This is a genomic window from Bacteroides gallinaceum, assembly GCF_030373775.1.
Classification (GTDB): Bacteria; Bacteroidota; Bacteroidia; order Bacteroidales; family Bacteroidaceae; genus Phocaeicola; species Phocaeicola excrementipullorum.
The window spans coordinates 86,176-113,066 of sequence record NZ_JAUDEN010000005.1 but is presented as its reverse complement, the minus strand read 5'-3'; the positions used below and the strand labels follow the sequence as shown (position 1 = coordinate 113,066).

At 48.7% G+C, this 26,891-nt stretch carries 21 protein-coding genes and 4 tRNA genes; 13 read left to right on the top strand and 12 right to left on the bottom strand.

Features of this window, described 5'->3' with window-relative positions; genetic code table 11:
* The first annotated feature begins 16 nt into the window (after positions 1–16).
* Positions 17–349 carry a 6-carboxytetrahydropterin synthase QueD gene (gene queD / locus QUW60_RS04645; RefSeq protein WP_258337725.1) on the top strand — a complete coding sequence of 111 codons (333 nt, stop codon included), beginning with the start codon at positions 17–19 and terminating at the stop codon, positions 347–349.
* Complete coding sequence (locus QUW60_RS04640) at positions 336–881, top strand: 7-carboxy-7-deazaguanine synthase QueE (RefSeq protein ID WP_289558754.1); 546 nt, start codon at positions 336–338, stop codon at positions 879–881. The genes queD and QUW60_RS04640 overlap by 14 nt, the downstream gene beginning before the upstream one ends.
* 163 nt (positions 882–1,044) lie before the next feature.
* Here QUW60_RS04640 and QUW60_RS04635 read toward each other — a convergent pair whose 3' ends face one another.
* Positions 1,045–4,008, bottom strand: a complete 2,964-nt coding sequence (locus QUW60_RS04635; RefSeq protein ID WP_289558752.1) for a PEP/pyruvate-binding domain-containing protein — start codon at positions 4,006–4,008, stop codon at positions 1,045–1,047.
* Positions 4,009–4,213: 205 nt separating this feature from the next.
* Here QUW60_RS04635 and gdhA point away from each other — a divergent pair, with 205 nt between their 5' ends.
* The gene (gdhA, locus tag QUW60_RS04630) at positions 4,214–5,551 is read left to right on the top strand and encodes an NADP-specific glutamate dehydrogenase (RefSeq protein WP_258337728.1); all 1,338 of its coding nucleotides are present in this window, start codon (positions 4,214–4,216) and stop codon (positions 5,549–5,551) included.
* A gap of 351 nt (positions 5,552–5,902) precedes the next feature.
* Here the strand turns inward: gdhA and kbl are convergent, their stop codons facing one another.
* Positions 5,903–7,096, bottom strand: a complete 1,194-nt coding sequence (gene kbl, locus QUW60_RS04625; protein ID WP_258337729.1) for a glycine C-acetyltransferase — start codon at positions 7,094–7,096, stop codon at positions 5,903–5,905.
* Between the two features lie 150 nt (positions 7,097–7,246).
* On the opposite strand from kbl, the gene QUW60_RS04620 reads away from it, so the two are divergent.
* The gene (locus QUW60_RS04620; RefSeq protein WP_289558749.1) at positions 7,247–8,197 is read left to right on the top strand and encodes an NAD-dependent epimerase/dehydratase family protein; all 951 of its coding nucleotides are present in this window, start codon (positions 7,247–7,249) and stop codon (positions 8,195–8,197) included.
* 188 nt (positions 8,198–8,385) lie between these two features.
* On the opposite strand, the gene QUW60_RS04615 is transcribed toward QUW60_RS04620, so the two are convergent.
* From QUW60_RS04615 to folD, 4 genes are all read right to left on the bottom strand, one after another.
* A tRNA-His gene (locus tag QUW60_RS04615) sits at positions 8,386–8,459 on the bottom strand.
* A 34-nt stretch (positions 8,460–8,493) separates the two neighbouring features.
* A tRNA-His gene (locus QUW60_RS04610) sits at positions 8,494–8,567 on the bottom strand.
* 68 nt (positions 8,568–8,635) lie between these two features.
* The gene (locus QUW60_RS04605) at positions 8,636–9,748 is read right to left on the bottom strand and encodes a CapA family protein (protein ID WP_289558747.1); all 1,113 of its coding nucleotides are present in this window, start codon (positions 9,746–9,748) and stop codon (positions 8,636–8,638) included.
* Between the two features lie 4 nt (positions 9,749–9,752).
* Entirely contained in the window at positions 9,753–10,634 is an 882-nt protein-coding gene (gene folD / locus QUW60_RS04600) for a bifunctional methylenetetrahydrofolate dehydrogenase/methenyltetrahydrofolate cyclohydrolase FolD (protein ID WP_258337732.1), read from the bottom strand.
* Positions 10,635–10,813: 179 nt separating this feature from the next.
* On the opposite strand from folD, the gene QUW60_RS04595 reads away from it, so the two are divergent.
* From QUW60_RS04595 to dnaA, 3 genes are all read left to right on the top strand, one after another.
* Positions 10,814–11,983, top strand: coding sequence for an N-acetylmuramoyl-L-alanine amidase family protein (locus tag QUW60_RS04595; RefSeq protein WP_289558745.1), 1,170 nt, complete (start codon positions 10,814–10,816; stop codon positions 11,981–11,983).
* A gap of 12 nt (positions 11,984–11,995) precedes the next feature.
* Positions 11,996–12,883 (top strand): MlaD family protein, encoded by an 888-nt coding sequence (locus QUW60_RS04590; RefSeq protein ID WP_258337734.1) that lies wholly within the window; start codon positions 11,996–11,998, stop codon positions 12,881–12,883.
* Between the two features lie 597 nt (positions 12,884–13,480).
* Positions 13,481–14,893 (top strand): chromosomal replication initiator protein DnaA, encoded by a 1,413-nt coding sequence (gene dnaA, locus QUW60_RS04585; protein ID WP_258337735.1) that lies wholly within the window; start codon positions 13,481–13,483, stop codon positions 14,891–14,893.
* Between the two features lie 78 nt (positions 14,894–14,971).
* Here dnaA and QUW60_RS04580 read toward each other — a convergent pair whose 3' ends face one another.
* A complete protein-coding gene (locus tag QUW60_RS04580; protein WP_258337736.1) occupies positions 14,972–15,706 on the bottom strand; it encodes an NADPH-dependent oxidoreductase in 735 nt (244 codons plus the stop codon).
* A gap of 334 nt (positions 15,707–16,040) precedes the next feature.
* Between QUW60_RS04580 and QUW60_RS04575 the strand changes: the two genes are divergently transcribed.
* The 3 genes from QUW60_RS04575 (at position 16,041) to QUW60_RS04565 (ending at position 19,710) form a co-directional block, all read left to right on the top strand.
* A complete protein-coding gene (locus QUW60_RS04575; protein ID WP_289558742.1) occupies positions 16,041–18,587 on the top strand; it encodes an adenosylcobalamin-dependent ribonucleoside-diphosphate reductase in 2,547 nt (848 codons plus the stop codon).
* A gap of 90 nt (positions 18,588–18,677) precedes the next feature.
* Entirely contained in the window at positions 18,678–19,049 is a 372-nt protein-coding gene (gene folB / locus QUW60_RS04570; protein ID WP_258337804.1) for a dihydroneopterin aldolase, read from the top strand.
* Positions 19,050–19,053: 4 nt separating this feature from the next.
* Complete coding sequence (locus tag QUW60_RS04565; RefSeq protein ID WP_289558739.1) at positions 19,054–19,710, top strand: HAD family hydrolase; 657 nt, start codon at positions 19,054–19,056, stop codon at positions 19,708–19,710.
* Positions 19,711–19,837: 127 nt separating this feature from the next.
* Here QUW60_RS04565 and QUW60_RS04560 read toward each other — a convergent pair whose 3' ends face one another.
* The 4 genes from QUW60_RS04560 to QUW60_RS04545 all read right to left on the bottom strand — a co-directional run bounded on the left by QUW60_RS04560 (position 19,838) and on the right by QUW60_RS04545 (position 20,970).
* Positions 19,838–20,203: a helix-turn-helix domain-containing protein gene (locus QUW60_RS04560; protein WP_258337739.1), complete on the bottom strand. Its 366-nt coding sequence runs from the start codon at positions 20,201–20,203 to the stop codon at positions 19,838–19,840.
* 1 nt (position 20,204) lies between these two features.
* Complete coding sequence (locus QUW60_RS04555; protein ID WP_258337740.1) at positions 20,205–20,498, bottom strand: type II toxin-antitoxin system HigB family toxin; 294 nt, start codon at positions 20,496–20,498, stop codon at positions 20,205–20,207.
* 270 nt (positions 20,499–20,768) lie between these two features.
* Positions 20,769–20,842: transfer RNA gene (locus QUW60_RS04550), tRNA-Met, on the bottom strand.
* A gap of 54 nt (positions 20,843–20,896) precedes the next feature.
* Positions 20,897–20,970: transfer RNA gene (locus QUW60_RS04545), tRNA-Met, on the bottom strand.
* Between the two features lie 385 nt (positions 20,971–21,355).
* On the opposite strand from QUW60_RS04545, the gene QUW60_RS04540 reads away from it, so the two are divergent.
* Positions 21,356–23,512 (top strand): alpha-N-acetylglucosaminidase, encoded by a 2,157-nt coding sequence (locus QUW60_RS04540; RefSeq protein ID WP_289558736.1) that lies wholly within the window; start codon positions 21,356–21,358, stop codon positions 23,510–23,512.
* 103 nt (positions 23,513–23,615) lie between these two features.
* On the opposite strand, the gene QUW60_RS04535 is transcribed toward QUW60_RS04540, so the two are convergent.
* Positions 23,616–24,098 (bottom strand): GIN domain-containing protein, encoded by a 483-nt coding sequence (locus QUW60_RS04535; RefSeq protein WP_289558734.1) that lies wholly within the window; start codon positions 24,096–24,098, stop codon positions 23,616–23,618.
* Between the two features lie 430 nt (positions 24,099–24,528).
* On the opposite strand from QUW60_RS04535, the gene QUW60_RS04530 reads away from it, so the two are divergent.
* Together QUW60_RS04530 and QUW60_RS04525 are read left to right on the top strand one after the other, a co-directional pair.
* Entirely contained in the window at positions 24,529–24,912 is a 384-nt protein-coding gene (locus QUW60_RS04530) for an START-like domain-containing protein (protein ID WP_258337743.1), read from the top strand.
* 79 nt (positions 24,913–24,991) lie between these two features.
* A complete protein-coding gene (locus QUW60_RS04525) occupies positions 24,992–26,887 on the top strand; it encodes an LptF/LptG family permease (RefSeq protein WP_258337744.1) in 1,896 nt (631 codons plus the stop codon).
* Positions 26,888–26,891 lie beyond the last annotated feature (4 nt).

Sequence of the window (26,891 nt, the reverse complement as noted above, 5' to 3'; positions counted from 1 at the left end):
AGACAGAACAAAGCGTATGTTTACAGTTATCAAGCGGATGGAGATCTCCGCATCACACAAACTGACTCTATCTTACCCAAGCAAATGCGAAAATTTGCATGGTCACAATTGGGTAATTACAGTGTATTGCCAAGCCGAAGAACTCGATGAAAACGGCATGGTGGTGGATTTCACCCATATCAAAAAGGCAGTCAAGGAGCGGCTGGATCATAAAAATCTGAACGACATTCTGCCATTCAACCCTACGGCAGAAAACATTGCCAGATGGATCTGCGGCCAGATCCGCAACTGCGTGAAGGTGGAAGTGAGAGAGTCGGAAGGAAACACCGTCATCTATGAAAAAGATTAACGAAATTTTCTACAGCCTTCAGGGAGAGGGATTCCATACGGGAACTCCCTCCGTGTTCGTCCGCTTTTCCGGCTGCAACTTAAAATGCGAATTCTGCGACACGGCGCACGAAAGCGGCAGCCTGATGACAGACGAAGAAATCGTTGAAGAAACAAACAAATACCCGTGCCGCACAGTTATCCTCACCGGAGGAGAACCGGGACTGTGGATTGACAAGAAGCTGCTGGACCTGCTCCATCAGGCGGGAAAATACATCTGCATCGAAACAAACGGAACCTGCAAGCTGCCGGAAAGTATCGACTGGGTGACTTGCTCGCCCAAGGAAGGCACCGAAATAAAGGCCGGACACATCGACGAAGTAAAAGTGGTCTACACCGGACAGGATGTGACGAAATACCTGAAGCTTCCGGCAAAGCACTATTTCCTTCAGCCTTGTTCATGCAGCAATACCCAACAGGTGATCGGCTACATCCTGGAACACCCCGAATGGAGATTGAGCCTCCAGACCCACAAGCTGGTCAATATCCAGTAAAAGCACTCACAGAAGACCGGAAGAGCTTCGGCAAAAACTCCGTCTCCAGACTGAAGACATGCATCTCCAGACTGAAAACATAAATCTCTAGCCTGAAGACATACATCTCCAGGTTAGAGATAAAAATTTGCCCGGCAGAAACGGCATTATCCGGCAATCCGCATCAGTCCGGAAGTACAACCACGCCCAGTTTCTTCCTTCCGTCCATCTTCACGGCCAGAGGCTTTTCAAAACGCACCCAACGGATAAACTTCGTTTCCTCTACGGCAGGCATGCTGTCGAGTATCTGCTGGTTATAGATTCCGTCTTTGATATAGGCATTGATCGTAAAGTATCCCACACCGAAAGAAGTCAGATTCTGAAAGAAATGTGTGCCCTGGCTGGGATCGACCCGATAGTTGGCCAGTCCGGCTTCAACAATGACACGGGCCGCCGAAATGTTCGGCCACTTCACCGGAATGCCGAGCCACGTATCACTGCTTCCCCAACGCCCCGGACCCACAAGCACATAATGCTTCCCTTCGTCAAGGAAACGGCGGTTCAGTTTCTCGATATCGTATGCAATCAGCTGGTTGTTGGATGCCGAATACCCCTCCGTCTTCACATAAATCACATCCTGAATGTCTTCCATTATACCATGTCCCAGCGAATTCTCGCTCTTCAGCAGCAGCCTTGAATCAGGAATAAGCGTAAGGTCTTCCTCCAGATCGGCTTTCACGTCCACCATCGGACGGATTTGCAGCATATAGAATGTGCCCGTCTTCGTCTTGGCATCGAAGTTCACCGCAAATTCAATCTCAACCGGCCTCCTCATCTCACCCTGCCCGTATTTCTGGACAAGCTGCAGAATACGCGCCAGCGGGAACACATCGTGCTGGAGAATGTTGGCGAAAGTGATCAGCTTCCGTCCGCCCGGATAAAGTCCGTCGCGTATCACCATGTCATACGGATCATAAGTGGAAGCGATGAAATTGAGCGATCCGTCAGCCTCCGCATCCTTCACATGCAGCTTGAGCAGGTTGAATCCGTCGTCGAGCGAGAAATTCTGCCCCATATTCTTCAGGTCAAGCGCATAGAACCGTGTCTGCGTTTCACGCAAGGCTATCTCCATCTCGCTTGTCTGCAACACCTGCGTAGGATGATACGGACAAACGCGCAGAGTCAGTCCGCCGTCAACGATGTATTTTCCCAGACCGAGAGCCAGGCTTACGATTCCTTCTTCAGCCAGTTCATCGTTGATGGGATAATAATTGATGGAACGTGCCACCCCCGAAATAGCAGGATAATAACGGTCGCCGTACTGCGTCCCTACCACCTCCTGCAGAATGACTGCCATTTTCTCCTGATCGATGACATTGCTGGTTGCCTGCATGTAGGCCTTGCTGTCCTTATAATATACCGAAGCATATACTCCCTTGATGGCGTCGCTCAACATGCGGAGCATCTCATACTTGTCGTCCAGATACGGAATCATGTACGTAGAGTAGATGCCGGCAAAGGGCTGGTAGTGCGAATCTTCAAGCAGACTGGACGAACGGATGGCTATCGGCGCCTTCACCGCATCGAAAAACGTGAAGAAATCCTCCACAAGCCGGTCGGGCAGCTTCGCGCGGAGAAACGCCCGCAATATGGTTTCATCGTCGGCATCGCTCAGCGCCACCTGATAAAGCTGGTTCGTGTCCATGAACTCATCGAACACATCGGTACACAGCACCACCGTTTTTGGAATCATGACCGAAGCGTTTTCAAACTCGTCAAACTCGCTGTGGCGCTTCAGCAGATGGTCGATAAAGGCAAGGCCTCTCCCTTTTCCTCCGAGCGAGCCTTCACCGATGCGGGCAAAATTGGAATAACGGTCAAAGCGGTCGCGCTGGAACACAGCCACAACACCCTGATTCTTCATCTTGCGGTATTTCACGATCGCCTCAAAAATAATCTGGCGATGGGCATCGATGTCCTGCAAAGACTCCCACGTGATCTGCTTCAAGAACTCGGCCACCGGAAAAATGGCGCGCGAATACAGCCAGCGGGAAATATGATTGTGGCTGATATGGTAGAAGAAAGACTCGGCTGGAATGGAAAACAGCACATTCTGCAGCTCTTTCAAGTTATGCACACGCGCAACCTCTCTCATGGTTTTCGGGTCACGGAAAATGAAGTCACCGAAACCGAAATTCTGCGATACGGCCTCCCGAAGGTCGACGTCCATCTTTTTCGAGTTCTTGTCGATGAAGTGGGCATCCAGTTCGCTCACATACTTTCTGTTGTCTTCTTCCGACGATTCCAGGATAAGCGGAACAAACGGGTCGCGCTTCCGGATTTCGCGCAACAGCTGCACGCCGGCAAGCGGATCCTGTTCGCCCTGGTGCGGAAAGCGGGCGTCAGAAATCACCCCCAGCACATTGTTCTGGTATTTCTGGTACAGCGACCAGGCTTCTTCATACGAGCGCGCAAGCACAATTTTGGGACGTCCGCGCATGCGCAAGGTACGCTGATGGGCATTCAGAGCCTCCGTAGCAAAAAGCTGGCTCTGCTGGAGCACAAACTTATACAGATTGGGAAGAACAGACGAATAGAAACGGATCGAATCCTCCACCAGCAGAATCATCTGCACGCCCACTTCCTCTATGTCGCGCTCCAGGTTCATCTTGTCTTCTATCAGCTTGATGATAGACATGAGCAGGTCATTGTTTCCCAGCCAGCAGAACACGTACTGGAATATGCTCAGGTCTTCGTGTTCCATCCTTTCTCTTATGCCGTGTGAAAAAGGAGTAAGCACCACCAGCGGCATGTGCGGATACTTCTCACGGATTTTATGCGCAATGTCGAACGAGTCGCTGTTGTCCGACCCCGGCATGCAGATCACCAGATCGAACGTGGTTTCGTTGAGCTTCTCCCAAGCCTCCTCCAAAGCAGACACCTGGGTGAAGCGAGGCGGATAGCGCAAGCTCAGATTCATGTATTCGTTGAATATCTTCTCATCGATGCGTCCGTCATCTTCCAGCATGAAAGCATCGTAGGGATTGGCAACCAGCAGCACATTGAATATGCGCTTGGTCATCAAATTGGCAAACTGCGTATCCTTGAAATAAAGCTGGTTGAGCTTTATCCGTAAAGCGTTAAGCATGATATCTCTGATTTAAACGGTTAATAGACAAGCAAAATTCGGGATTTCGGACGACATTTGCAAATATTTTCAACGCCATCTCCGCAAGTATCATTTTATCATATTTTAATCGATTTTTCCAAGGAAACCACTTGCAGGAACCAGAAAGTTTCCTAACTTTGTAAAAGTGAAAGTTTCAAAATGTCACACCTTTAAAAATCTAATTATGGACATCAACAGAATTATGTCATCGCTGGAGGCCAAGCATCCAGGTGAATCCGAGTATTTGCAGGCTGTCAGAGAAGTGCTGCTCTCTATTGAAGATATCTACAACCAACATCCTGAATTTGAAAAAGCCAAAATCATCGAACGGCTGGTTGAACCCGACAGAATATTCACATTCCGCGTAACATGGGTGGACGACAAAGGCGAAGTGCAGACCAACCTGGGATACCGTGTACAGTTCAACAACGCCATCGGCCCGTACAAAGGCGGCATCCGCTTCCATGCGTCGGTCAACCTGTCTATCCTGAAATTCCTGGGATTCGAGCAGACTTTCAAGAACGCCCTGACATCGCTGCCTATGGGCGGAGGAAAGGGCGGGTCCGACTTCTCTCCGCGCGGAAAGAGCGATGCGGAAATCATGCGCTTCTGCCAGGCATATATTCTGGAGCTTTGGCGTCATCTGGGACCGAACATGGATGTGCCGGCAGGCGACATCGGCGTGGGCGGACGTGAGGTTGGCTACATGTTCGGCATGTACAAAAAACTGACCCGCGAATTTACGGGCACATTCACCGGAAAGGGACTCGAGTTCGGAGGTTCGCTGATACGTCCCGAAGCAACGGGATTCGGAGGACTGTACTTCGTAAAGCACATGCTTGACAAGAAAGGGATCGACATCAAAGGCAAGACCGTAGCCATATCAGGATTCGGAAACGTTGCGTGGGGAGCGGCAACAAAGGCAACCCAGCTCGGCGCAAAGGTCATCACAATCTCCGGCCCCGACGGTTATGTATACGACCCGGAAGGAATCAGCGGAGAAAAGATCGACTATATGCTTGAACTGCGGGCTTCGGGCAACGACATCGTAGCTCCGTTCGCCGAAAAATTCCCAAGCGCAACATTCGTGCCGGGGAAACGCCCGTGGGAAGTGAAAGCAGACATCGCTCTGCCCTGCGCCACCCAAAACGAACTGAACGGCGAAGACGCAGCCAACCTGATAAAGAACAATGTCATCTGCGTAGGTGAAATATCCAACATGGGCTGCACACCGGAAGCCATCGACGCCTTCATCGAACACAAGATGATGTATGCCCCGGGAAAAGCGGTCAATGCAGGAGGAGTAGCTACTTCAGGACTTGAGATGAGCCAGAATGCCATGCACATCAGTTGGTCGGCGCAGGAGGTTGACGAAAAACTGCACAACATCATGCACAACATCCACGAACAGTGCGTAAAATACGGTACGGAACCTGACGGGTATATCAACTACGTAAAAGGAGCCAATATCGCAGGATTCATGAAAGTGGCTCACGCCATGATGGCTCAAGGAATTGTTTAAAAACATAAAAGAGAAAAAAGAGGAAAAAAGATGTGCCGAGGGAGATTATAATTCTTATCTTTACGCACTTTTAAAAAATAATCTCGTTTAGTTGTATTTGTATTTTGTATTGTAGCTTGCGCTATCAGCCTGTGAAGGTCAAGATAGCGCATTTTTTTTCATACATCCCACATGAATCAGAAGCCGCAGCCCGAATGCTCCATGCTTGGCAAAGCCTGCGGCAGGCTTCCTCCGGAAAAAGATGAAGGGCACAAGCAGCCCGCATATGCATAAAACAAGGGCATATCTTCGCAAAAACATCCGCATGTTTCACCGAAGATATGCCCTTCTGCTTTAAAATCCAACAGATTCTCAGCCCTTGATAACGCCCAATTCTTTACCAACCTTGACAAATGCGGCAATCGCCTTATCCAAATGCTCGCGCTTGTGGCCGGCAGAAAGCTGTACGCGAATGCGCGCCTGGCCTTTCGGAACAACCGGATAATAGAAGCCCGTAACATAAATGCCTTCTTCTTGCATCCGGGCCGCGAAATCCTGCGACAATTTCGCATCATAAAGCATCACCGCGCAAATGGCGCTCTGCGTTGGCTTGATATCAAAACCGGCAGCCAGCATCTTGTCGCGGAAATAAGCAACGTTCTCCATCAGCCTGTCATGCAGTTCGTTGCTTTCCTTCAGCATGCGGAACATTTCCAGACTGGCTCCCACAATAGCGGGCGCAACCGAATTTGAGAACAGATACGGACGCGAACGCTGGCGCAGCATGTCAATGATTTCCTTACGGCCAGTAGTAAAGCCGCCCATCGCTCCTCCGAACGCCTTTCCCAAAGTTCCGGTAAAGATATCAACCCGTCCGTAAACGCCAAACTGTTCTGCCACTCCGTGTCCTGTAGGACCTACCACACCCGCAGAGTGCGACTCGTCGACCATTACCAGGGCATCGTACTTCTCCGCCAGATCACAGATCTTGTCCATCGGAGCCACATTGCCGTCCATCGAGAACACGCCGTCTGTGGCAATGATGCGGAAACGCTGCGCCTGAGCCTCCTGCAAGCAACGCTCCAGATCGGCCATGTCAGCATTCGCATAACGATAACGCTTAGCCTTGCAGAGACGAACGCCGTCAATGATAGACGCGTGGTTCAGAGAATCCGAAATAATGGCATCTTCATCGGTAAGCAACGGTTCGAACAAACCGCCGTTCGCATCAAAACAAGCTGCATACAGAATCGTATCTTCTGTGTGGAAATAATCAGAAATGGCAGCTTCCAGCTGTTTGTGCAGATCCTGCGTTCCGCAGATAAAACGCACAGACGACATGCCGTAACCGTGCGTATCCATGGCAGCTTTCGCCGCTTCGATCAGCCGCTTATTGTCTGAAAGTCCCAGATAATTATTCGCGCAGAAATTAAGGACATCTTCCCCAGCATTCACTTTGATGTCCGCTTTTTGAGGAGTGGTTATCACACGCTCGTTCTTGTACAATCCGGCTGCCTGAATATCGGCCAGCTCTTTTGTCAGAAATTCTTTAAAATTACCATACATATTAGCAGTGAATTAAGGTTCTTATTTCAAGTCAAAGATGGGACTTTTTTCTGAAAAAAGAAACAAAGCCTAAAGAAATAACACTTTTTCACGCTATTCTTCCCGCCAAATTGCTACTTTTGCCACCGTATAAATTCAACCATAAATAAAATGAAAAACATTTTGATAATAGGAGCTACCGGCCAGATAGGTTCGGAGCTTACCATGTTGCTCAGAAAGAATTATCAGGGAAATGTAGTAGCCGGTTACATCACCGGCGCGGAACCGAAGGGAGAACTTAAGGAGTCCGGTCCTTCGGCATTGGTAGACATCACTGATCCCCAACAAATAGCAGACGCGGTAGAACGGTTCAACATAGATACCATTTACAATCTGGCTGCTATCCTTTCTGCCGTAGCGGAAAAAAAGCCTCAACTGGCATGGAAAATCGGCTTGGGAGGCCTCTACAACACCCTGGAAGTAGCGCGCGAAAAACATTGCGCGGTGTTTACGCCAAGTTCCATCGGTTCATTCGGCGGAGGAACTCCCAAAGACAAGACTCCGCAGGACACCATCCAGCGTCCCAAAACCATGTATGGTGTAACCAAAGTAGCAGGAGAACTGCTGAGCGACTACTACTTTACACGCTTCGGGGTAGACACCCGTTCGGTCAGATTCCCGGGACTGATTTCGTATGTCACTCCTCCGGGAGGGGGCACAACCGATTATGCCGTAGACATTTATTATGCCGCTGCAAAAAAGGAGAAGTTTGTCTGCCCGATAGCGCAAAACACTTACATGGACATGATGTATATGCCCGACGCTCTGCGTGCCGCCATCGAAATAATGGAGGCCAATCCGGACAAACTCATCCACCGCAACTCGTTCAACATTGCATCAATGAGCTTCGAACCGGAAACCATTTACCGGAAAATTAAAGAATACCGTCCTGATTTTGAAATGGAATACCAGGTGGATCCGTTACGCCAAGCCATCGCCGACTCATGGCCAAACTCACTGGACGACACCTGCGCACGCGAAGAATGGGGATGGGCGCCCAAATACGACCTTGACGCAATGACACGCGACATGCTGGAAAAACTGGAAAAACGGTTCGGTTAATCCATTCTGTCCAGTTCATGCGGCAAGACGGAACATTCGGAATTCGCCGCAAATAAGACAAAGGCATGTATTAAACGGAGATTGAATTCTCGCTTAATACATGCCTTTTTGTTTTGCCGCCTCCAAGCGCATGGAAAGCAGCGTACAGCAAAAAAGAGGAACCTCATCGCTGAAATTCCTCTCCTCGGGGTGACTAGTGGGACTCGAACCCACGACATTCAGAACCACAATCTGACGCTCTAACCAACTGAACTATAGTCACCATGTTGGCAATAATAATGTTCTGCTAAAAGAAGGGTGACTAGTGGGACTCGAACCCACGACATTCAGAACCACAATCTGACGCTCTAACCAACTGAACTATAGTCACCATGTTGATTATCCTTCTAAAAGCGAGTGCAAAGGTAAAGATATTTTTTTAATCCGCAAACATTTCTCTCACTTTCTTTCAAAAAAGTATTCTTCCATACCTGTTGAGTGATCATGAAACAGACGGCGCACATTGTTCAGGAACAGCTCCATGTGGTTTTTCTCCGCTGCATTTACCTTTTCCTTATTTATATCCGAAGGGTAGACTGCAAAATTACGCTTCCCGCTCAAGACCGGGCGCGACGTCCACACAAACGAATAGCCGCTTCCGGCCAAACGTGTCTTTCCGTTCGCCTTCCTCAACAGCAGTTTAACAGCCATTCCCCCATCCGTATGCAACTGGCTCATGTTCGAAATAAAGTTGCCCAAAGAATAAACCACAACATGAGGCTTCTTGTCCGCCAGCGTATCCACAACCTCTACCGGCTGAACCACATGAGGATGCGAACCGATCACATGATCCACTCCCAGCTTCAACAGCCAGCGTGCCAGCTCACGGTCTGCGTCCTCCGGCAACAGCTTATACTCTATCCCCCAGTGCATGCAAGCGATAATGGCATCCGGATTCATCCGACGGGCCTTGACTACATCCTGACGGATCTGCTTGCGGTCTATCAGGTTAACCATTCCGGGAGAAGGAACAGGAATCCCGTTTGTACCATACGTATAATTAAGGATTGCGATACGGAAACCTTTCTTTTCAATCAAAAGCGGATACCTGTCCGCCCGATCAAGCGAATCCCGATAGATGCCCGCATTCCACACTTTCAGCGAATCAAACACCCCGACAGTACGCTCCAGCCCTTTCTTCCCCCTGTCCAGGCAATGATTGTTTGCCGCAAGAAAGACATCAAACCCGGCGTCGCGCAAGGCAAACAGCCATTCGTCAGGAGCACTGAATGCCGGATAACCGGTGTACGGCTTACCTCCCAACGGAACTTCCAGATTCCCAACGGCGATATCAGCCTTCATGATTTCAGGGGAAACCTCAGCAAAACATCCGGAATAATCAAAGCTGCCGTCTTCACGGCGGGCCGCATCGAGCTGAGCCTGATGCTGCATCAAATCTCCGACAAACAGCAAAGACAACGTATCTGCCTGCTCTCCGGCAAAACAAGATGCTGACACTCCCCAACAGAAAAGTGCCAGCATCCTGCCCGCTACAGTTCTTTTCAGCTTCATAAAATCACCCGTAAATAGCCTTCTTTCCCGCAAGCAGCGTATTCTTCATCAACGACACGATAGTCATCGGTCCGACACCTCCCGGCACAGGAGTTATGAACGAACACTTGGCAGCCACCTCATCAAACTTCACATCTCCGGTCAGCTTGAAGCCCGACTTTTTAGTCGCATCAGGCACACGGGTTGTACCTACATCAATCACCACCGCCCCTTCTTTCACCATATCCGCTTTAACAAAATTGGGCTGCCCCATTGCAGCAATAATAATATCGGCTTCCCGACATTCTTCCACCAGATCTTTGCTGCGGCTATGGCACACGGTCACCGTGGCATCTCCGGGATAAGCCTTTTGCATCATCAGCATGGCCATAGGCTTTCCCACGATGTTGCTTCGCCCTAAAATCACACATTTCTTGCCCCGCGTTTCTATCTCGTACCGGCGAAGCAATTCAAGTATTCCATTCGGAGTGGCAGAAACATAACAGGGAAGCCCGATGGACAGCCGCCCTACATTAATAGGATGAAAGCCGTCGACGTCTTTCCGGTAATCAATGGCCTCGATTACTTTCTGTTCTGAAATATGTGCAGGCAAAGGAAGCTGCACAATAAATCCGTCAATATCCGGATCTTCATTCAACTCATGCACCTTTGCGAGCAACTCTTCTTCTGTCACATCCGATTCATACCGGATTAAAGAGGATTTGAACCCGCAAACTTCGCAGGCCTTCACCTTCGCAGCCACATACGTTTCGCTTCCTCCATCGTGCCCGACCAGCACTGCCGCCAGATGGGGACGCTTGCCACCTTTGGCCACGATATCAGCGACCTCCGCTGCAATCTCCTGTTTCACTTGTTCGGAAACAGCTTTTCCGTCAATCAATACCATATCAATAATTTGTTTTAAGGATAAACTGAACTCATAGTTTTACAAAAATAGCAAATTAAAAGGTAAAAAGACATCTATTTATCGGATTTTATAGCATTTATCAGCAATAAAGAAGATTTATTCGGAATACAGCCCGATTAAAGACAAAAAAATATTAACTTTGCCACGAATATATGTTTATGCAGACTATCAGATTCTACATACTATCTGTCATGTTATCCGTCCTGATGCCTTTTTCCGGATACCAGGAAACACATGCGGCGCCGGGCAAAACCTTCACGGTGGTCATAGATGCCGGCCATGGCGGCCATGATCCGGGTGCGATCGGAAAACGAGGGAAGGAAAAAAACATCAATCTGAAAGTTGCCATGAAGCTTGGCAAACTGATAGAGAACAACTGCGCTGATACGAAAGTCATCTACACAAGAAACAGAGATGTGTTTGTCCCCCTGCACCGCCGCGCAGAAATCGCCAACAACGCCAAGGCGGACTTATTCATATCAATCCACACCAATTCGATCGCCTCGCGCAGCAGCCAGGTTTCAGGTGCAGAAACCTACACGCTGGGGCTTCACCGCACCGAAGAAAACCTGGAGGTGGCCAAGAAGGAGAACTCCGTCATTCTGATCGAGGACGACTACAAACAGCAATACGCCGGATTCAACCCGGGATCGTCGGAAAGCTATATCATTTTTGAATTCATGCAAGACAAGAACATGTCGCAAAGCGTTGACTTTGCCAAAATGATACAACGCCAGTTCAAGCAGGGAAAACGAATCGACAAGGGAGTGCACCAGGCTGGATTCCTTGTATTGCGCGCCACTTCAATGCCAAGCGTACTGGTTGAACTGGGATACATCACAAATCCCAATGAAGAATCGTATCTGTTGTCAGAAAACGGCAGCACAAACCTGGCCCAATGCATCTACAGGGCATTCAGGAACTACAAAGACGGGCACCGTCCGGACAACACGGACATAAAAAATGCAGAAACGCCCGTACAGAATGACATCGAGGAAACGGTTGCCGCTATTGAGCCGGAAACGACAAAGACCGCCAATAACAGCACTGTTTCAGAAAAGCCCGTGTTCAAAATACAGATACTCACATCAGGAAAAGCGCTTTCCGCCAAGAACCGGGCCTTCAAGGGACTGTCGCCTGTGAGCTACTACAAAGAAAATGGTCTGATAAAATACACTTACGGTGCAGACACAAACTATAACAGTATCCTCAAATTAAAACGGAACAAAGTCGACAGCAAATTTAAAGACGCCTTCATCATAGCGTTCAAAAACGGAAAGAAAATAAACGTGAATCAAGCCATCAAGGAATTCAAGAAAAACAAATAGAAACGAAGAAAGATGAGAAAAGAATTTAAAATCGGACTTGCCGGTATCGGCGCACTGCTGATATTGTTCTTCGGTATCAACTACCTGAAAGGAATCAGCATGTTCAAACCCGAAAGCTACTACAATGTGGAATTCGAGAATATCAACGGACTGTCATTGTCAAGCCCTGTCTTTGCAAACGGCTACCAGATCGGTATCGTGCGTGACATAAGCTACAATTACAAGAACCCGGGACATGTCGTTGTAGGCATAGAAGTGGAAGAAAATCTCCGCATTCCCCAAGGCAGCCAGGCTGAACTGGTAACAGAAATGCTGGGAACCGTAAAAATGAACATGAAGCTCAACCACGAGGCAACAGTATATGTAACTCCCGGAGATACCATAAAAGGAGTGGCAAATTCCGGCATTCTGGGAGCTGCTGAAGAAAACCTGCTCCCGCAGATCGAGAAAATGCTTCCCAAACTTGACTCCATCTTGACTTCTGTCAATGCTCTCCTTGGAGATCCCGCACTGAAAAAGACACTTCACAATGCAGAACAGTTAACGGCATCGCTCAATGCTACCAGCAACGACCTCCATCTGCTGATGAGCAAAGACATTCCCCAACTGACAAGCAATGTGAACGCCATCACCGAAAACCTGAAAGGAATCAGCGAAAACCTGAAAGATGTTGACTACGCCTCAACGTTCGTAAAGATAGATTCAACCCTGCAAAATGTCCGCCTGCTGACAGACAAGCTGAACCGCAAAGACAACTCGCTCGGGCTGCTTCTCAACGACGAAGCACTTTACAACAACCTGAACGCGACAACAGCCAATGCTGCAAGCCTGCTCAAAGACTTGCAAGAGCACCCCAAACGATATGTGCATTTCTCATTGTTCGGAAGAAAGGACAAATAATCTTCCCCAAAAGAAAACGGCAATGCTGTCCGGCCAGCTCAAGGACAGACAACGATCCGATAAAAAGAACACCCGCAAAGGCAGAAAACAACAGAATAAGAACCGTACCCTATTCTATGCTTCTGCCTTTGCAGATGTTAGACTTCCATATTCAAACGTATCTGTTTAGTGCCGAGAAGACTCCTGTACTGCTCCCGACATTCGCATGCCACAGCCATTTACGCGCGAATGCATCACCCGAAAAACGCCCGAAAGAAAACGCCGGATTTTTCTTTATATAGAAATATTCTAAATAGCACAGACATCCGCCGTGATAGATGTACAATAACATAAACCATTGATAACCAACAGATAGACAAACACACAAAGTTTCACGCAAGGTGGCAACCGAAACAAAACAAACATTTGAGTTTCAAACCCTTAGAATTTCACAAATCAGCATGTTGCATCTTTTTTCTTAACATGAATGTAACATCCTACTATTCAACCCATTAAAATAGGCTCCAAAAAAGCAAGAAAAAAGAGATTTGTTTTTCTAGAATTAGATTGCGAAATTTGCAAACGTAGAAATTTCGCTTTATCAATAACAAAGTAAGTATGATTGAACAGAACCAAGCCGAAGTGCTGTGGAACCGTTGCCTTGGATTCATCAAGGACAACATCAACAACGCGAAAGCTTTTGAAACATGGTTTGAGCCAACTGTCGGTCTGAAATACGAGAACAAGGCCCTGACAATCGGCATCCCCAGCCCGTTCTTCTATGAGTTCCTGGAAGAGCACTATGTGGGGTTGCTGCGTGCCGCCATATATAAAGAAATAGGCGAGGGCACCGAGCTGATGTATTCAATTCTGACAGACAAGACCAACCACATCACGGTCGATTTAAGAGGAGGTGACAGATCGCCTGCCCTCCCCAAGCAAAAGCCAATCCATGACGGCAACAAAACCCCTAATATCCTGCAGGAGCCAAGACCGCAGGATCTGGATCCGCATTTGAATCCGAACTATAACTTTGAGAATTTCATCAAAGGAAACAGCAATGAATTCTCCAGAGCTGTGGCAGAAACTGTTGCACAGAACCCGGCACGCACTTTCAATCCGCTGTTCATTTACGGACCGTCTGGAGTGGGTAAAACACATCTCATCAACGCCATTGGTACACGCATCAAGGAACTTTATCCCGAGAAGCGGGTGCTTTATGTATCTGCACACTTGTTTCAAGTGCAGTATACAGACTCCGTACGCACCAATCGGTTCAACGATTTCATCGGGTTTTATCAGACCATAGATGTTCTGATAATAGATGACATCCAAGAATTTGCGGGAGTTACCAAAACGCAAAACACATTCTTCCATATATTTAACCATCTCCATCAGACGGGAAAACAGCTTATCCTGACTTCCGACCGCGCACCGGTCATGCTGCAAGGAATGGAGGAACGCCTGCTTACGCGCTTCAAGTGGGGACTGGTGGCCGAACTGGAGAAGCCGGACGTGGAGTTGAGAAAAAACATCCTCCGGAACAAGATCAAGCACGACGGCTTGAAGATACCGGAATCGGTCATATGCTACATTGCAGAGAATGTAAACGAAAGCGTACGCGAACTCGAAGGAATCGTCAACTCACTCCTCGCCTATTCTATCCACCTGAAGCGGGAAATAGATTTGGATTTAGCTCAACGCATAGTACGGAAGGCTGTGCGCTGCGCCGAAAGCAAACCGTTGACTGTGGACAATATCATCGAAAAGGTATGCGAGCATTATAAAGTTGACCGCTCATCCATCTTCACAAAGACACGCAAGCGCGAAGTTGTGCAGGTACGGCAGGTAGCCATGTATCTGGCCAAGAAACATACAGAAACGTCTTCATCAAAGATAGGCCAGCTCATCGGAAACAAAGACCATGCAACGGTGTTGCATGCCTATAAGATTGTAAAAGGACAGGTAGATGTAGACAAGGCATTCAAAGCTGAAGTCGAAGAAATAGAGTCGAGCCTGCATACGAAATAAAGCGAATATCTCAACCAACTCAACGTAACAAAACCCGCAAAGCCTGCAGCAAGATCAGCTTTGCGGGTTTTATTATGCTCAGAATCCCTGTTTTTTAATGACCTCTATCAGATTTGCAGACATCGACTCATTGTCAGACTTGGTGTAGCGGATATCGGTAAAAATCTGGGCCAAGGTTTCCGTATGATTGATTTCCACAAAATGCTTGTTTTCCGGAAGCGCTTCCTTGTATGCATAAATGTCGTCAATCATGGCAGGAGTGTAATCCTTATATGTTTCTTCATGAACAATGGCCCGCAAAGGCAGACGGTCCGGCTGGTCAGGATGCTCGTCGGGATACCCTACCGTAATGGTAGCCACAGGCATCACCAGTTTCGGCAGATTCAGAATCTGGATAATCCGGGCAGGATCGTAAATCGTTGTGCCCAAATAACAAATCCCCAGCCCCGACGCTTCGGCCAGCGTGCAGAAGTTCTGAGTTACCAGCAACGTATCGCTCGCCGCATTGATAAACGACATGAAGTTGTCATATCCGGGTTCTGCCTTACGCTGGCGGCACCACAGGCTGAAACGGTTGTAGTCGGCGCAGAAAGTCAGGACAACAGGAGCTGAAGTAACCATCGGCTGGTTGAAATGAGCCGGAGCAAGCTTTGCCTTCATCTCCGGATCACGGGTAACCACTACACTGTAGAGCTGCATGTTTCCCATTGTAGATGCCCTGAACGATTCCTCCAGCAAGCTGTCCAACAAGTCAGCGGGGATATCCTGCTCCGTATATTTTCGGATAGTACGTCTGTTTTTAATTGAATCCATAATAGTTCCATTTTGATCATACACTACCACAAAGATACAAAAAAAATGGAATAAAACACCCGTGGCCTAATTTTTATATTGAACAACCATTCAAAAGTAACAATTTATCATTTTTGACAACTTCACGAACAGACAAAAATCATAACATACTGAATATAAGCGTATTAAAAAACAGTTTCTGAAAACTTCATATTTTGTTGACAACTTCTTCTGGATTTATTTTGCAATTCAAAAAAACATCTTTAGCTTTGCACCCACTATCCTTTGTTATCTGTAAGGCAGAATTTCTACAAATGCTTTAGAAAAATATTTATTATATCAACCATAAACAACCGTGGAAAAAAAAACGTATAGCTACGATGAAGCGTATAACGCGACATTGGAGTATTTTAAAGGGGACGAACTTGCCGCACGCGTTTGGGTAAACAAATATGCGGTAAAGGATTCGTTCGGGAACATCTATGAAAGGACGCCTGCTGACATGCATTGGCGTATTGCTAACGAAGTGGCAAGAATTGAAGCGAAGTATCCGAATGCGCTCAGTTCGGAGGAGCTTTTTGAACTGATGGATCATTTCAAGTACATCATTCCCCAAGGAAGCCCGATGACAGGAATAGGAAATGACTTCCAGGTGGCTTCGCTCTCCAATTGCTTTGTTATCGGACTGGATGGACCGGCCGATTCGTATGGAGCAATCATACGGATCGACGAAGAACAGGTGCAACTGATGAAACGCCGCGGAGGTGTAGGACACGACTTGTCCCACATCCGTCCCAAAGGCTCGCCCGTGAAGAATTCGGCACTCACGTCCACCGGACTTGTTCCATTCATGGAAAGGTATTCCAATTCCACGCGCGAAGTCGCCCAGGACGGACGCCGGGGAGCGTTGATGCTGACCGTATCCATCAAACATCCGGATTCGGAATCATTCATCGACGCCAAAATGACGGAAGGGAAAGTAACCGGCGCAAACGTATCCGTAAGAATCGACGACGATTTCATGAAGGCAGCCATCGAGGAGCGCCCCTACATGCAGCAATACCCGATAGATTCGGACAAGCCAATGGTTTCAAAAGAAATCAACGCCAGCGCAGTGTGGAAAAAGATTGTACACAATGCCTGGAAGTCGGCAGAACCGGGCGTATTATTCTGGGACACCATCATACGCGAATCCGTACCCGACTGCTATGCAGACCTTGGCTTCCGCACCATCTCAACCAATCCGTGCGGAGAGATTCCCTTGTGCCCGTACGACTCCTGCCGGCTGCTGGCCATCAACCTCTACTCGTATGTCGTAAACCCGTTCACCCCGGAAGCTTATTTCGACTTCGAGCTGTTCAAGAAACATGTTGCACTGGCCCAGCGTATCATGGACGACATCATCGACCTTGAACTTGAAAAGATCGAGCGCATTCTCGAAAAGATCGACGCCGATCCGGAAAGCGAAGAAATCAAGGGAACCGAACGCCACTTGTGGGAGAAAATATACCATAAATCCGGGCTGGGACGCCGCACGGGTGTAGGAATCACTGCCGAAGGCGACATGCTGGCAGCCATGGGGCTGAGATACGGCACCGAAGAAGCCACCGAATTCTCAGAACAGGTGCACAAGACCGTTGCGATTGAAGCCTACCGCTCTTCAGTCAACATGGCAAAAGAACGCGGAGCATTCAAAATCTACGACACCGAACGCGAAAAGAACAACCCGTTTGTGAACCGCATCAAGGAAGCCGACCCGGAACTGTATGAAGAGATGGCGAAATACGGACGACGCAACATCGCGTGCCTCACCATCGCTCCGACAGGAACAACCAGCCTGATGACGCAAACCACATCGGGCATAGAACCCGTATTCATGCCTGTATACAAACGGCGCCGCAAAGTGAACCCGAACGATGCCAATGTACACATCGACTTCGTTGACGAAACGGGCGACGCTTTTGAAGAATACATTGTGTTCCACCACAAGTTCCTCACCTGGATGAAGGCGAACGGATACGACCCCGACAAGCGGTACACGCAAGAAGAAATCGACGAGCTTGTAACCAAGTCACCCTATTACAAGGCTACCTCAAACGATGTAGACTGGCTGATGAAGGTGAAAATGCAGGGACGCATCCAGAAATGGGTAGACCATTCCATCAGCGTCACCATCAACCTGCCGAACAATGTAGACGAGGATCTCGTAAACCGCCTTTATGTGGAAGCATGGAAGTCTGGCTGCAAAGGATGCACCGTTTACCGCGACGGCTCTCGTGCAGGCGTGCTGATCTCGGCACAGAAGGACAAAAAGAAGGAAAAGGAAGAAGAATGCTGGTGCAAACCGCCTCAGGTTGTAGAAGTGCGCCCGAAAGTGCTCGAAGCCGATGTGGTGCGCTTCCAGAACAACAAAGAGAAATGGGTTGCTTTTGTGGGACTGCTCGACGGGCATCCTTACGAAATCTTCACCGGCCTGCAGGACGATGAGGAAGGAATCCTGCTCCCCAAGTCTGTCACACACGGACGGATCATCAAGAACTATGATGAAGCGGGCATAAAACACTATGACTTCCAGTTCGAAAACAAGCGCGGCTACAAGATGACCGTAGAAGGCTTGTCGGAGAAGTTCAACAAAGAATACTGGAACTACGCCAAGCTGATCTCGGGAGTCCTGCGCTGGAGAATGCCGATCGAGCAGGTCATCAAGCTGGTAAGCTCGTTGCAGTTTGACAACGAGAACATCAACACCTGGAAGAGCGGCGTTGAACGCGCACTCAAGAAATATGTGATTGACGGCACGGAAGCCAAGGGCATCAAATGCCCGAACTGCGGACACGAAACGCTTGTCTACCAGGAAGGGTGCCTCATCTGCAAAACCTGCGGCTCATCACGCTGCGGATAAATACTGATCTACAATGAATAACGGCACGAACAGCATAAGGCCTGCAGGAAAACAGACGGCATGCGGTTCGTGCCTTCATTTTATGCATACATGAAAGCAACTGAGATGTACATACGGCTGAACGGACTGAAAATTTTCGCCTACCACGGCGTCCTGCCGCAGGAAAACAAAGTGGGAGCCGAATACACAATCAACCTGAGGCTGAAGACTGACTTCGCCCATGCGGCCGAAACAGACAGGCTGGAGGGCACCGTAAGCTATGCGGAGGTGTTCCAGGCCGTTAAAGACGAGATGAAGATACCGTCAAAGCTTCTCGAACATGCAGCCCGCCGGATAGCGGAACGCATCCTGAAGGATTTCCCGACGGTTATGGAGGTAAAAATCAGCCTCTACAAGCAAAACCCGCCGATGGGAGCGGAATGCACAGACATCGGAGTTGAATCAACATACACAAAAGACTGACCTTATGAAAAGACTTGCCATATTTGACCTCGACGGCACATTGCTGGATACAATAGCTGATCTGGCAGCAGCCACGAACCATGCGCTATCGCAATTCGGATATCCCACACATACAACCGACGAATACCGCTTTTTTGTGGGAAACGGTATAAACAAACTTTTTGAAAGGGCATTGCCGGAAGGGGAAAAATCCCAACAGAACGTCCTGAAAATACGCGGGAGCTTCATTCCTTATTACAATATGCACAACGCAGACCTGAGCCGTCCGTATCTGGGAATCGAAGCGCTGCTCGGCACGCTCCAGCAAAACGGGATGCAGCTTGCCGTAGCTTCCAACAAATATCAGGAAGCCACAACCAAACTCATCCGGCAATATTTCCCCTCCGTACGGTTTACGGCTGTATTCGGCCAGCGCGAAGGAGTTCCCTCCAAGCCAGACCCGCAGGTCATCAATGAAATCATCAGACTCGCCAACGTCAAGAAAGAAGAAACGGTGTATGCGGGAGATTCATGCGTAGACATGCAGACGGGCAAAAATGCCGGCGTCACAACCATTGGAGTGAGCTGGGGATTCAGACCGCGCGCCGAGCTGGAAGCATACAGCCCCGACCTGATAGCTGACAGATGCGAAGACATCCTGCGGTTTCTGCAACAGGAGTGAAACGAAAAAAAGACATTCAGCAAATGACTCTGAATGTCTTTAACCATCTGTAGCGGGACCCGGGATATTCCATTTCCTCTCAATTTGTGCAATTCTTATGCAAATGGCTGCCTTAAGTCTGTTTCATTTATACTCCAAGCACTATATTCGCATCAATATTGAGTTTTCTGCTAATATCACGGGCAACTTTCAATGTAGGCTCGCAACGACCTGTCAAGTAGTCGCTGACACGTGAAGGGCTTACGCCAAGAAGTTCCGAGAGTTTAGCCTGATTGATACCCATTTCATACATACGGAGCTTTATCATATCTACCAAAGAGGGAAGCTTTATCGGATAATGCTCATCTTCATACTCCGACACAAGTTCGGACAACAAATCAAGCTCTATCAGATTCTTATCCGTCACTGGTGTATTGTCATCAGTCAATGGCAGAAGTTCTTCAATTCTTTCCATTGCCGCCTCATAAGCCGTTTCATTCTGAATCTTTGCCATACTATATATTTTTTGCATCTACCAAATCATACTCGGCATGAGTACCGATAAATCGAATCAATACCGTTTTTATCGTAAACTTAACGACCACTATCAGACGATGATTGTTCCCTCTGATATTGAACACATAATGCTGGTTGCCGACACTATCCACGTTATTAAACATTCGTTTCATGTCTGCAAAGCAAGTCCACTCGGCCTTCTTCACTTTCTGAAACCAGTCTTCAAGAGCTGTTTCCGCATCAGGGTGCTCCGTGTAATATTCAATAATCTTGCTTCTCGCTATAATTCTCATGCCTCCCGCCATTTACGCAAAAGTATATATTAAATTCCTAAATACAAAATTTTCTATTGGATTTTAGAACAGGACCATTCATAATCTTCAAACGCTGCATGAGTAAAAGCAAAGAAAGGGATTTTCGAGGCAACTTATTCTCCGAATTTACCGACCACTGAGTTTCAAGACTGTAAGGGTCAACTTTTGCACAAGGAGCTATATGAACAAAAAAAGACATTTAAGAAACAACCTTTCTTAAATGCCTCATATCCAATTTTCTATATTCTGTAGCGGGACCCGGGATTGAACCGGGGACCTCATGATTATGAATCATGCGCTCTAACCAGCTGAGCTATCCCGCCATCATAAAAAAACCGCCAGGCGTGGAAGCCACCCAACGGCTTATCTTTTAAAAGTAGCGGGACCCGGGATTGAACCGGGGACCTCATGATTATGAATCATGCGCTCTAACCAGCTGAGCTATCCCGCCATCTTCCTGATTGCGGGTGCAAAGGTAAGCTAAGTTTTTCAATTACGCAAGTCTATGCCCATATTTTTTCAGCCGAATCCATAGAATGTGCTTTCCGATTCCAAAAATATACACTACAACAACCATTTTCGCTTGCACGTTCAAGATTTTCTTGATAACTTGCCAAAGCGTTTCTCCAAGACATGCATTTTGAATTTATCGTGTGCTGATTTGGGATGAGTTTTTGAGGCATTTCCGTTTGTGTGATGAGGATGACAGCGGGCTGTCTGACGAGTGAAAGCGGGGAAACAGACCGGAAACAAACGCAAAAGGGGAGGATAAAAATACTGAATCGGAAAATTTAAACGAACTAAAACAACCAACAACTTTAAATTTAAGAATGACAATGAAACGGGTTTATGCTTTTAACTTCATATTGCTTTGCTTGTTTACAGCCGTTTCGGCCGCGTCACCGGTTAAGGGCCTGCTGGAACGAGTGTCACCGGGTTCTTCCGGCAAATTCATCATTGAACAGGTGGCTTCTGCCAGCGACTTCTTCGAGCTGGACCAGAAGGGTGAGAAAGTGGTCATACGCGGCAACAACCCGGTCAGCATCGCCACGGGAATAAACTGGTATCTGAAATATCATGCAGGGGTGCATTTGTCGTGGAACAATATGAGCGCCCAGCTCCCCGCTGTATTGCCGGCCGTGCCGCACAAAGAGCGTCATGAAACCGCCAGCACGTTTCGCTACGACTTCAATTATTGCACTTTTTCATACACAATGGCATTTTGGGACTGGAAACGTTGGGAGAAAGAGATAGACTGGATGGCACTCCACGGCATCAACCTTTCGCTGGCGCTGGTGGGTGCAGACGCCGTGTGGCGCAACGTATTGTTCAAGCTGGGCTACTCGAAAGAAGAGGCAAACGAGTTCATTGCCGGCCCGGGCTTCCAGGCATGGTGGCTGATGAATAACCTCGAAGGATGGGGAGGACCGAACACCGACTCCTGGTATGAAAGCCGCATAGCCTTGCAAAAGAAGATACTGAAACGCATGCACGAATATGGTATCCAGCCGATTCTGCCGGGCTATTCGGGCATGCTTCCCCATAACGCCAGGGAGAAGCTGGGCGTAAACGTGACTGATCCCGGCACTTGGAACGGTTACAACCGTCCCGCATTCCTGCAACCCACCGACGAACGTTTTCAGGAGATAGCAGAACTCTACTACAAGGAAATGAACCGCCTGTTCGGCAAGGCAGACTACTACAGCATGGATCCTTTTCACGAAGGCGGAAAGGTGGCAGGAGTAGATCTGGACGCTGCCGGACAAGCCATCTGGAAGGCTATGAAGAAGAACAACCCCAACGCTACCTGGGTAATACAGGCATGGGGAGCAAATCCACGGCCGCAAATGATAAAGAACATACCGAAGGGTGACCTCATCGTGCTCGACCTCTACTCCGAAAGCCGCCCGCAATGGGGTGATCCCGAATCCACCTGGTACCGGAAAAACGGTTTCGACGGGCACCAATGGCTCTACTGCATGCTGCTGAACTATGGCGGAAATGTGGGACTCCACGGCAAGATGCAGCATGTCATCGACGAGTACTACAAAGCCGCGGAAAGTCCTTTTGGAAATTCGCTGAAAGGAGTAGGCATTACCATGGAAGGCACGGAAAACAATCCGGTGATGTACGAGCTGCTGTGCGAACTGCCTTGGCGCCCGGCCAGATTCTCGAAAGACGAATGGCTGAAAGGCTATGTTTCGGCCCGCTACGGAAAGTTCTCGCCGCGCCTCTGGGAGGCCTGGGTGCTGCTCGGAAACTCCATCTACAACTGCCCTGCCCGCTCCACCCAGCAAGGCACACACGAATCCGTTTTCTGTGCCCGCCCCTCGCTGAAGGTATATCAAGTTTCTTCGTGGTCAGAAATGTCCGACTACTACAATCCGCTTGAAGTAATCCGTGCGGCAAGCATGTTTGTGGAAGAGGCAGACCGGTTTAAAGGCAACAACAACTTTGAGTACGACCTGATTGATGTTGTGCGCCAGGCCGTCGCCGAAAAAGGCAGACTGATTTACAAAGTGGTAAGAGCCGCGTATGAGGCAAGAGATCCGAAGCTGCTCAAACAGGCTTCCGACCGTTTTCTCGAACTCCTTCTGGCACAGGACCGCCTGCTTGCCACCCGCCCCGAATTCAAGGTAGGCAGCTGGATAGAACAGGCGCGCAGTTTAGGACACACCGGCGCAGAAAAAGATTGGCTGGAATGGAACGCGCGCGTGCAGATTACCACCTGGGGCAACCGCCATGCCGCAAACGAAGGAGGGCTGCGCGACTATGCCCACCGGGAATGGAACGGCCTGCTGAAAGACTTTTATTATCTGCGCTGGAAAACCTGGCTCGACCGCCTGAGCCAGCTTCCTGATGAAGACCCTGCCGCATCCATCGACTATTATGGACTGGAAGAAGCGTGGACTTTGCAACACAACACTTACCCGTCAGCCCAAGAGGGCGATTGCGTGGAAACGGCGAAGATCATATTCGGAAAATTGAATTAAGCCATAATGTTCCGACGCCCTGAAAAAGGGTGTACGGACAATCATCCAGCCTGAAGCATGCTTTTGCGAAGCTCCGGCTGGATTCAAAGAGCAAGCGCCCTTATCAGAAATGTTTTTCAACTTTCAAATTGGCCGTACTGACCTTGCTATTGCCTTGTTGCGTGCAATCAAACACATCAGTTTCTCCCTCCACACGCAACCGGCTGCCGGCTCCTGCCGATACTTGCAAGTACTTTGTCTTTACGTTCACCCTGCCCTTTGATCCTGAAGCCAGAGAAAGGCTTAACGAATCCACTGCAAACGGCTGGTCTGCAATCAGCTCAGAATATATCATGCTGATGCGGCGAACGTCATTCGTATAGATGCGCACCACATCTTTCGGCATCGGCCCGCTTGCGTCTTTGAGGGTGAACGACAAGGTTCCGTCTTTCATCTCCTGAATCCCCAGATCCGGATTTTCCACCTCTACGCGAAACGTGTCCGACGGAATAAGCACGATCTTGTATCCGGCAAAGTAAAAATTCCTTGCAGGTTCTTCTGCATGGCCCAACAGACAAAAGCCGAGTCCTGCCAATAATAACGCCATCTTCTTCATCTTGTTATGTATTTCAATTATCATTTACTTTCAAAAAGCAACAAGGCTGCTTTCATGCATTTCTAAATGCAAGCATAGCAATTGTAAAACTAATGCATTTTACCGACAAAATCAAACGAATATACCGCAAAACAAAACATTTAGCATACATTTGCACGCCTCCGCCGGAATGAAAAACGGAAAAGCAGGGCGCATTTTACTCCCTCCGAAAAATAAGCCGTCATCCTGTCCAATGTTTCCCATCATCTTGATTAAAATGAGCCGTTATCTCAACCGACTTTACGGGTCAAAAAAACAAGCCGCTTCAACCCGGCCTTTACTCCATCCGCCAGCAACGAGAAAAAAATAAAGCGATTCGCTATGCGGTACGGAAAAAAATACTTTAATTTGCCGCCATTACATAAAACCAAAGAAAAACACCATGAAACGAAAAATACATATCGAGTATCCGCTAAACCCTTCATCGGGAACAATCATATGGAATGCCATCAGCACACCGGCAGGACTTGAACGCTGGTTTGCCGACAAGGTGACGCGCACAGACAAGAAATTCACCTTCCAGTGGGGAAAGACAGAAACAAGAGAGGCAGAGGTGGTGAACTACAGATCGGAATATTTCATCCGCTTCCACTGGCTCGATGAAGAAAAAGCCAAGACGTACTTTGAATTCAAGATACACTACAACGAACTGACCACCGACCACGTGCTCGAAGTGACCGACTTTGCAGACCCCGAAGAGGAAGACGACACGCGCGAGCTATGGGACTCGCAGATCGAAACGCTGCGGAGAGTTTTCGGACTATAAACCTAAAATTTCACAAAACATTGTTTCCGTGTCTGTTTTTTATGCTACTTTTGCACCTTGATAATACACGAAACTTAGGATGCTACGCATAAAGAAACTCGACATATTTGTTCTCAAGAGCTTTCTGCTGCTCTTCGCCGGAACATTCTTCATCTGCCTGTTCATCTTCATGATGCAGTTCCTCTGGAGATACGTTGACGAACTGGTGGGGAAAGGACTGGAAATGAACGTGCTTGCGCAATTCTTTTTTCTGTCGGCGCTGACGCTGATACCTCTGTCGCTTCCGCTGGCCATTCTGCTGGCGGCGCTGATGACATTCGGAAACTTCGGCGAACGATACGAACTGCTTTCCATGAAGGCGGCGGGCATCCCGCTGCTGCGCATCATGCGTCCCGTGGTGCTCTTCTGCCTCTTCCTGGGCGTGCTCTCTTTCTTCTTCCAGAATGTGGTGGGGCCGAAAGCCCAGAAAGAACTGTGGACGCTCCTGGTATCCATGAAACAGAAGTCGCCCGAAGTGGACATTCCTGAAGGGGTTTTCTACAGCGACATCGAAGGCTACAACATTTACGTGAAGCACAAAGACCGCAAAACCGGAATGCTGAAAGACGTGCTCATCTACAACTTTTCCGACGGATTCGAAAACGCGCACATCATCTGGGCGGAAGAGGGAAAGCTGGAACTGACGGCCGACAAGAAGCACCTCTTCCTGCATCTCTACAACGGAGAACAGTTTGAAAACCTCCGCTCGCAGTCGGTCATCTCCAGAAACGTGCCGTACAGAAGAGAAACCTTCAAGGAAAAGCATACGCTCATCGCTTTCGACACGAACTTTGAAATGGTGGACGGAAACTTTCTGAACCAGCGCTCGGACATCAAGAACATGAGGGAAATATCGCTGGCCATCGACTCGCTCAGCATGTATGCCGACAGCGTGGGACGTTCGCTCTACAAGGAGGCCATGGACCGCACATACAAAGAGCCTCCGCTGACTGCAAGGGATTCGACCAGACTGGCCGAACAGAAGATTACGCACATCAACACCGACAGCATATTCAACAGCCTGACCGCAGCGCAGAAATACAAGACACTGAACTCAACCAGAAGCCGCGTGGCGTCGCTCGCCTCCGAATGGTCGCTGAAGAGCTTCACCACGCAGGATGTGGACGGACGGATCAGAGGACACCGCTCTGACTGGCACAAAAAGATAACCCTGTCGCTGGCATGCATCATCTTCTTCTTTATCGGAGCACCACTGGGCGCCATCATACGGAAGGGGGGACTGGGAATGCCGGTCGTCATTTCCGTGCTGATATTCGTGCTCTACTACATCATCGACTCAGGAGCCACGCGCGTGGCGAAGAGCGGCGAAATGAACATCGTGCTGGGAACATGGATGAGCACAGTCGTCCTGGCTCCGCTGGGCGGATTCCTCACCTACAAATCAAACAAAGACTCCGTGGTGTTCAATATCGACGTATACGCGGCATTCTTCCGCAAGGTGTTCGGCATCCGGGTGTCGCGGCACATCTTCAAGAAAGAAGTCATCATCCAGACGCCCGACTATGCAGAAGACATCAGCAAACTGGAAAAAGTCAGTGCAGAATGTGCAGACTATGCCGCAACCCACAAGCTGCTCGGACCGCCGAACTACTACCGGATTTTCACCAACAACACGCCCGACGATGCCATAGCAGGCATCAGCAGGCAGATCGAGGAGCTGGTGGAAGAACTCTCAAACTCAACGGACACGGTGCTGCTGAACATGATGAACAATTATCCGTTCCTCTCTGTTAAAGCCCACAAGAGCCTGTTCGACAACCGCTGGCTCAACATGCTGTGCGGAGTGGTCGTTCCGGCCGGACTGCTGCTCTGGCTGAACATCTGGCGATACAGGGTGCGCCTCGACAAAGACCTGAAGGTCATCATCAAGACAAACAAGGATATCCAGGAAAGAATCAGACAGAAACTATTATAAAAAC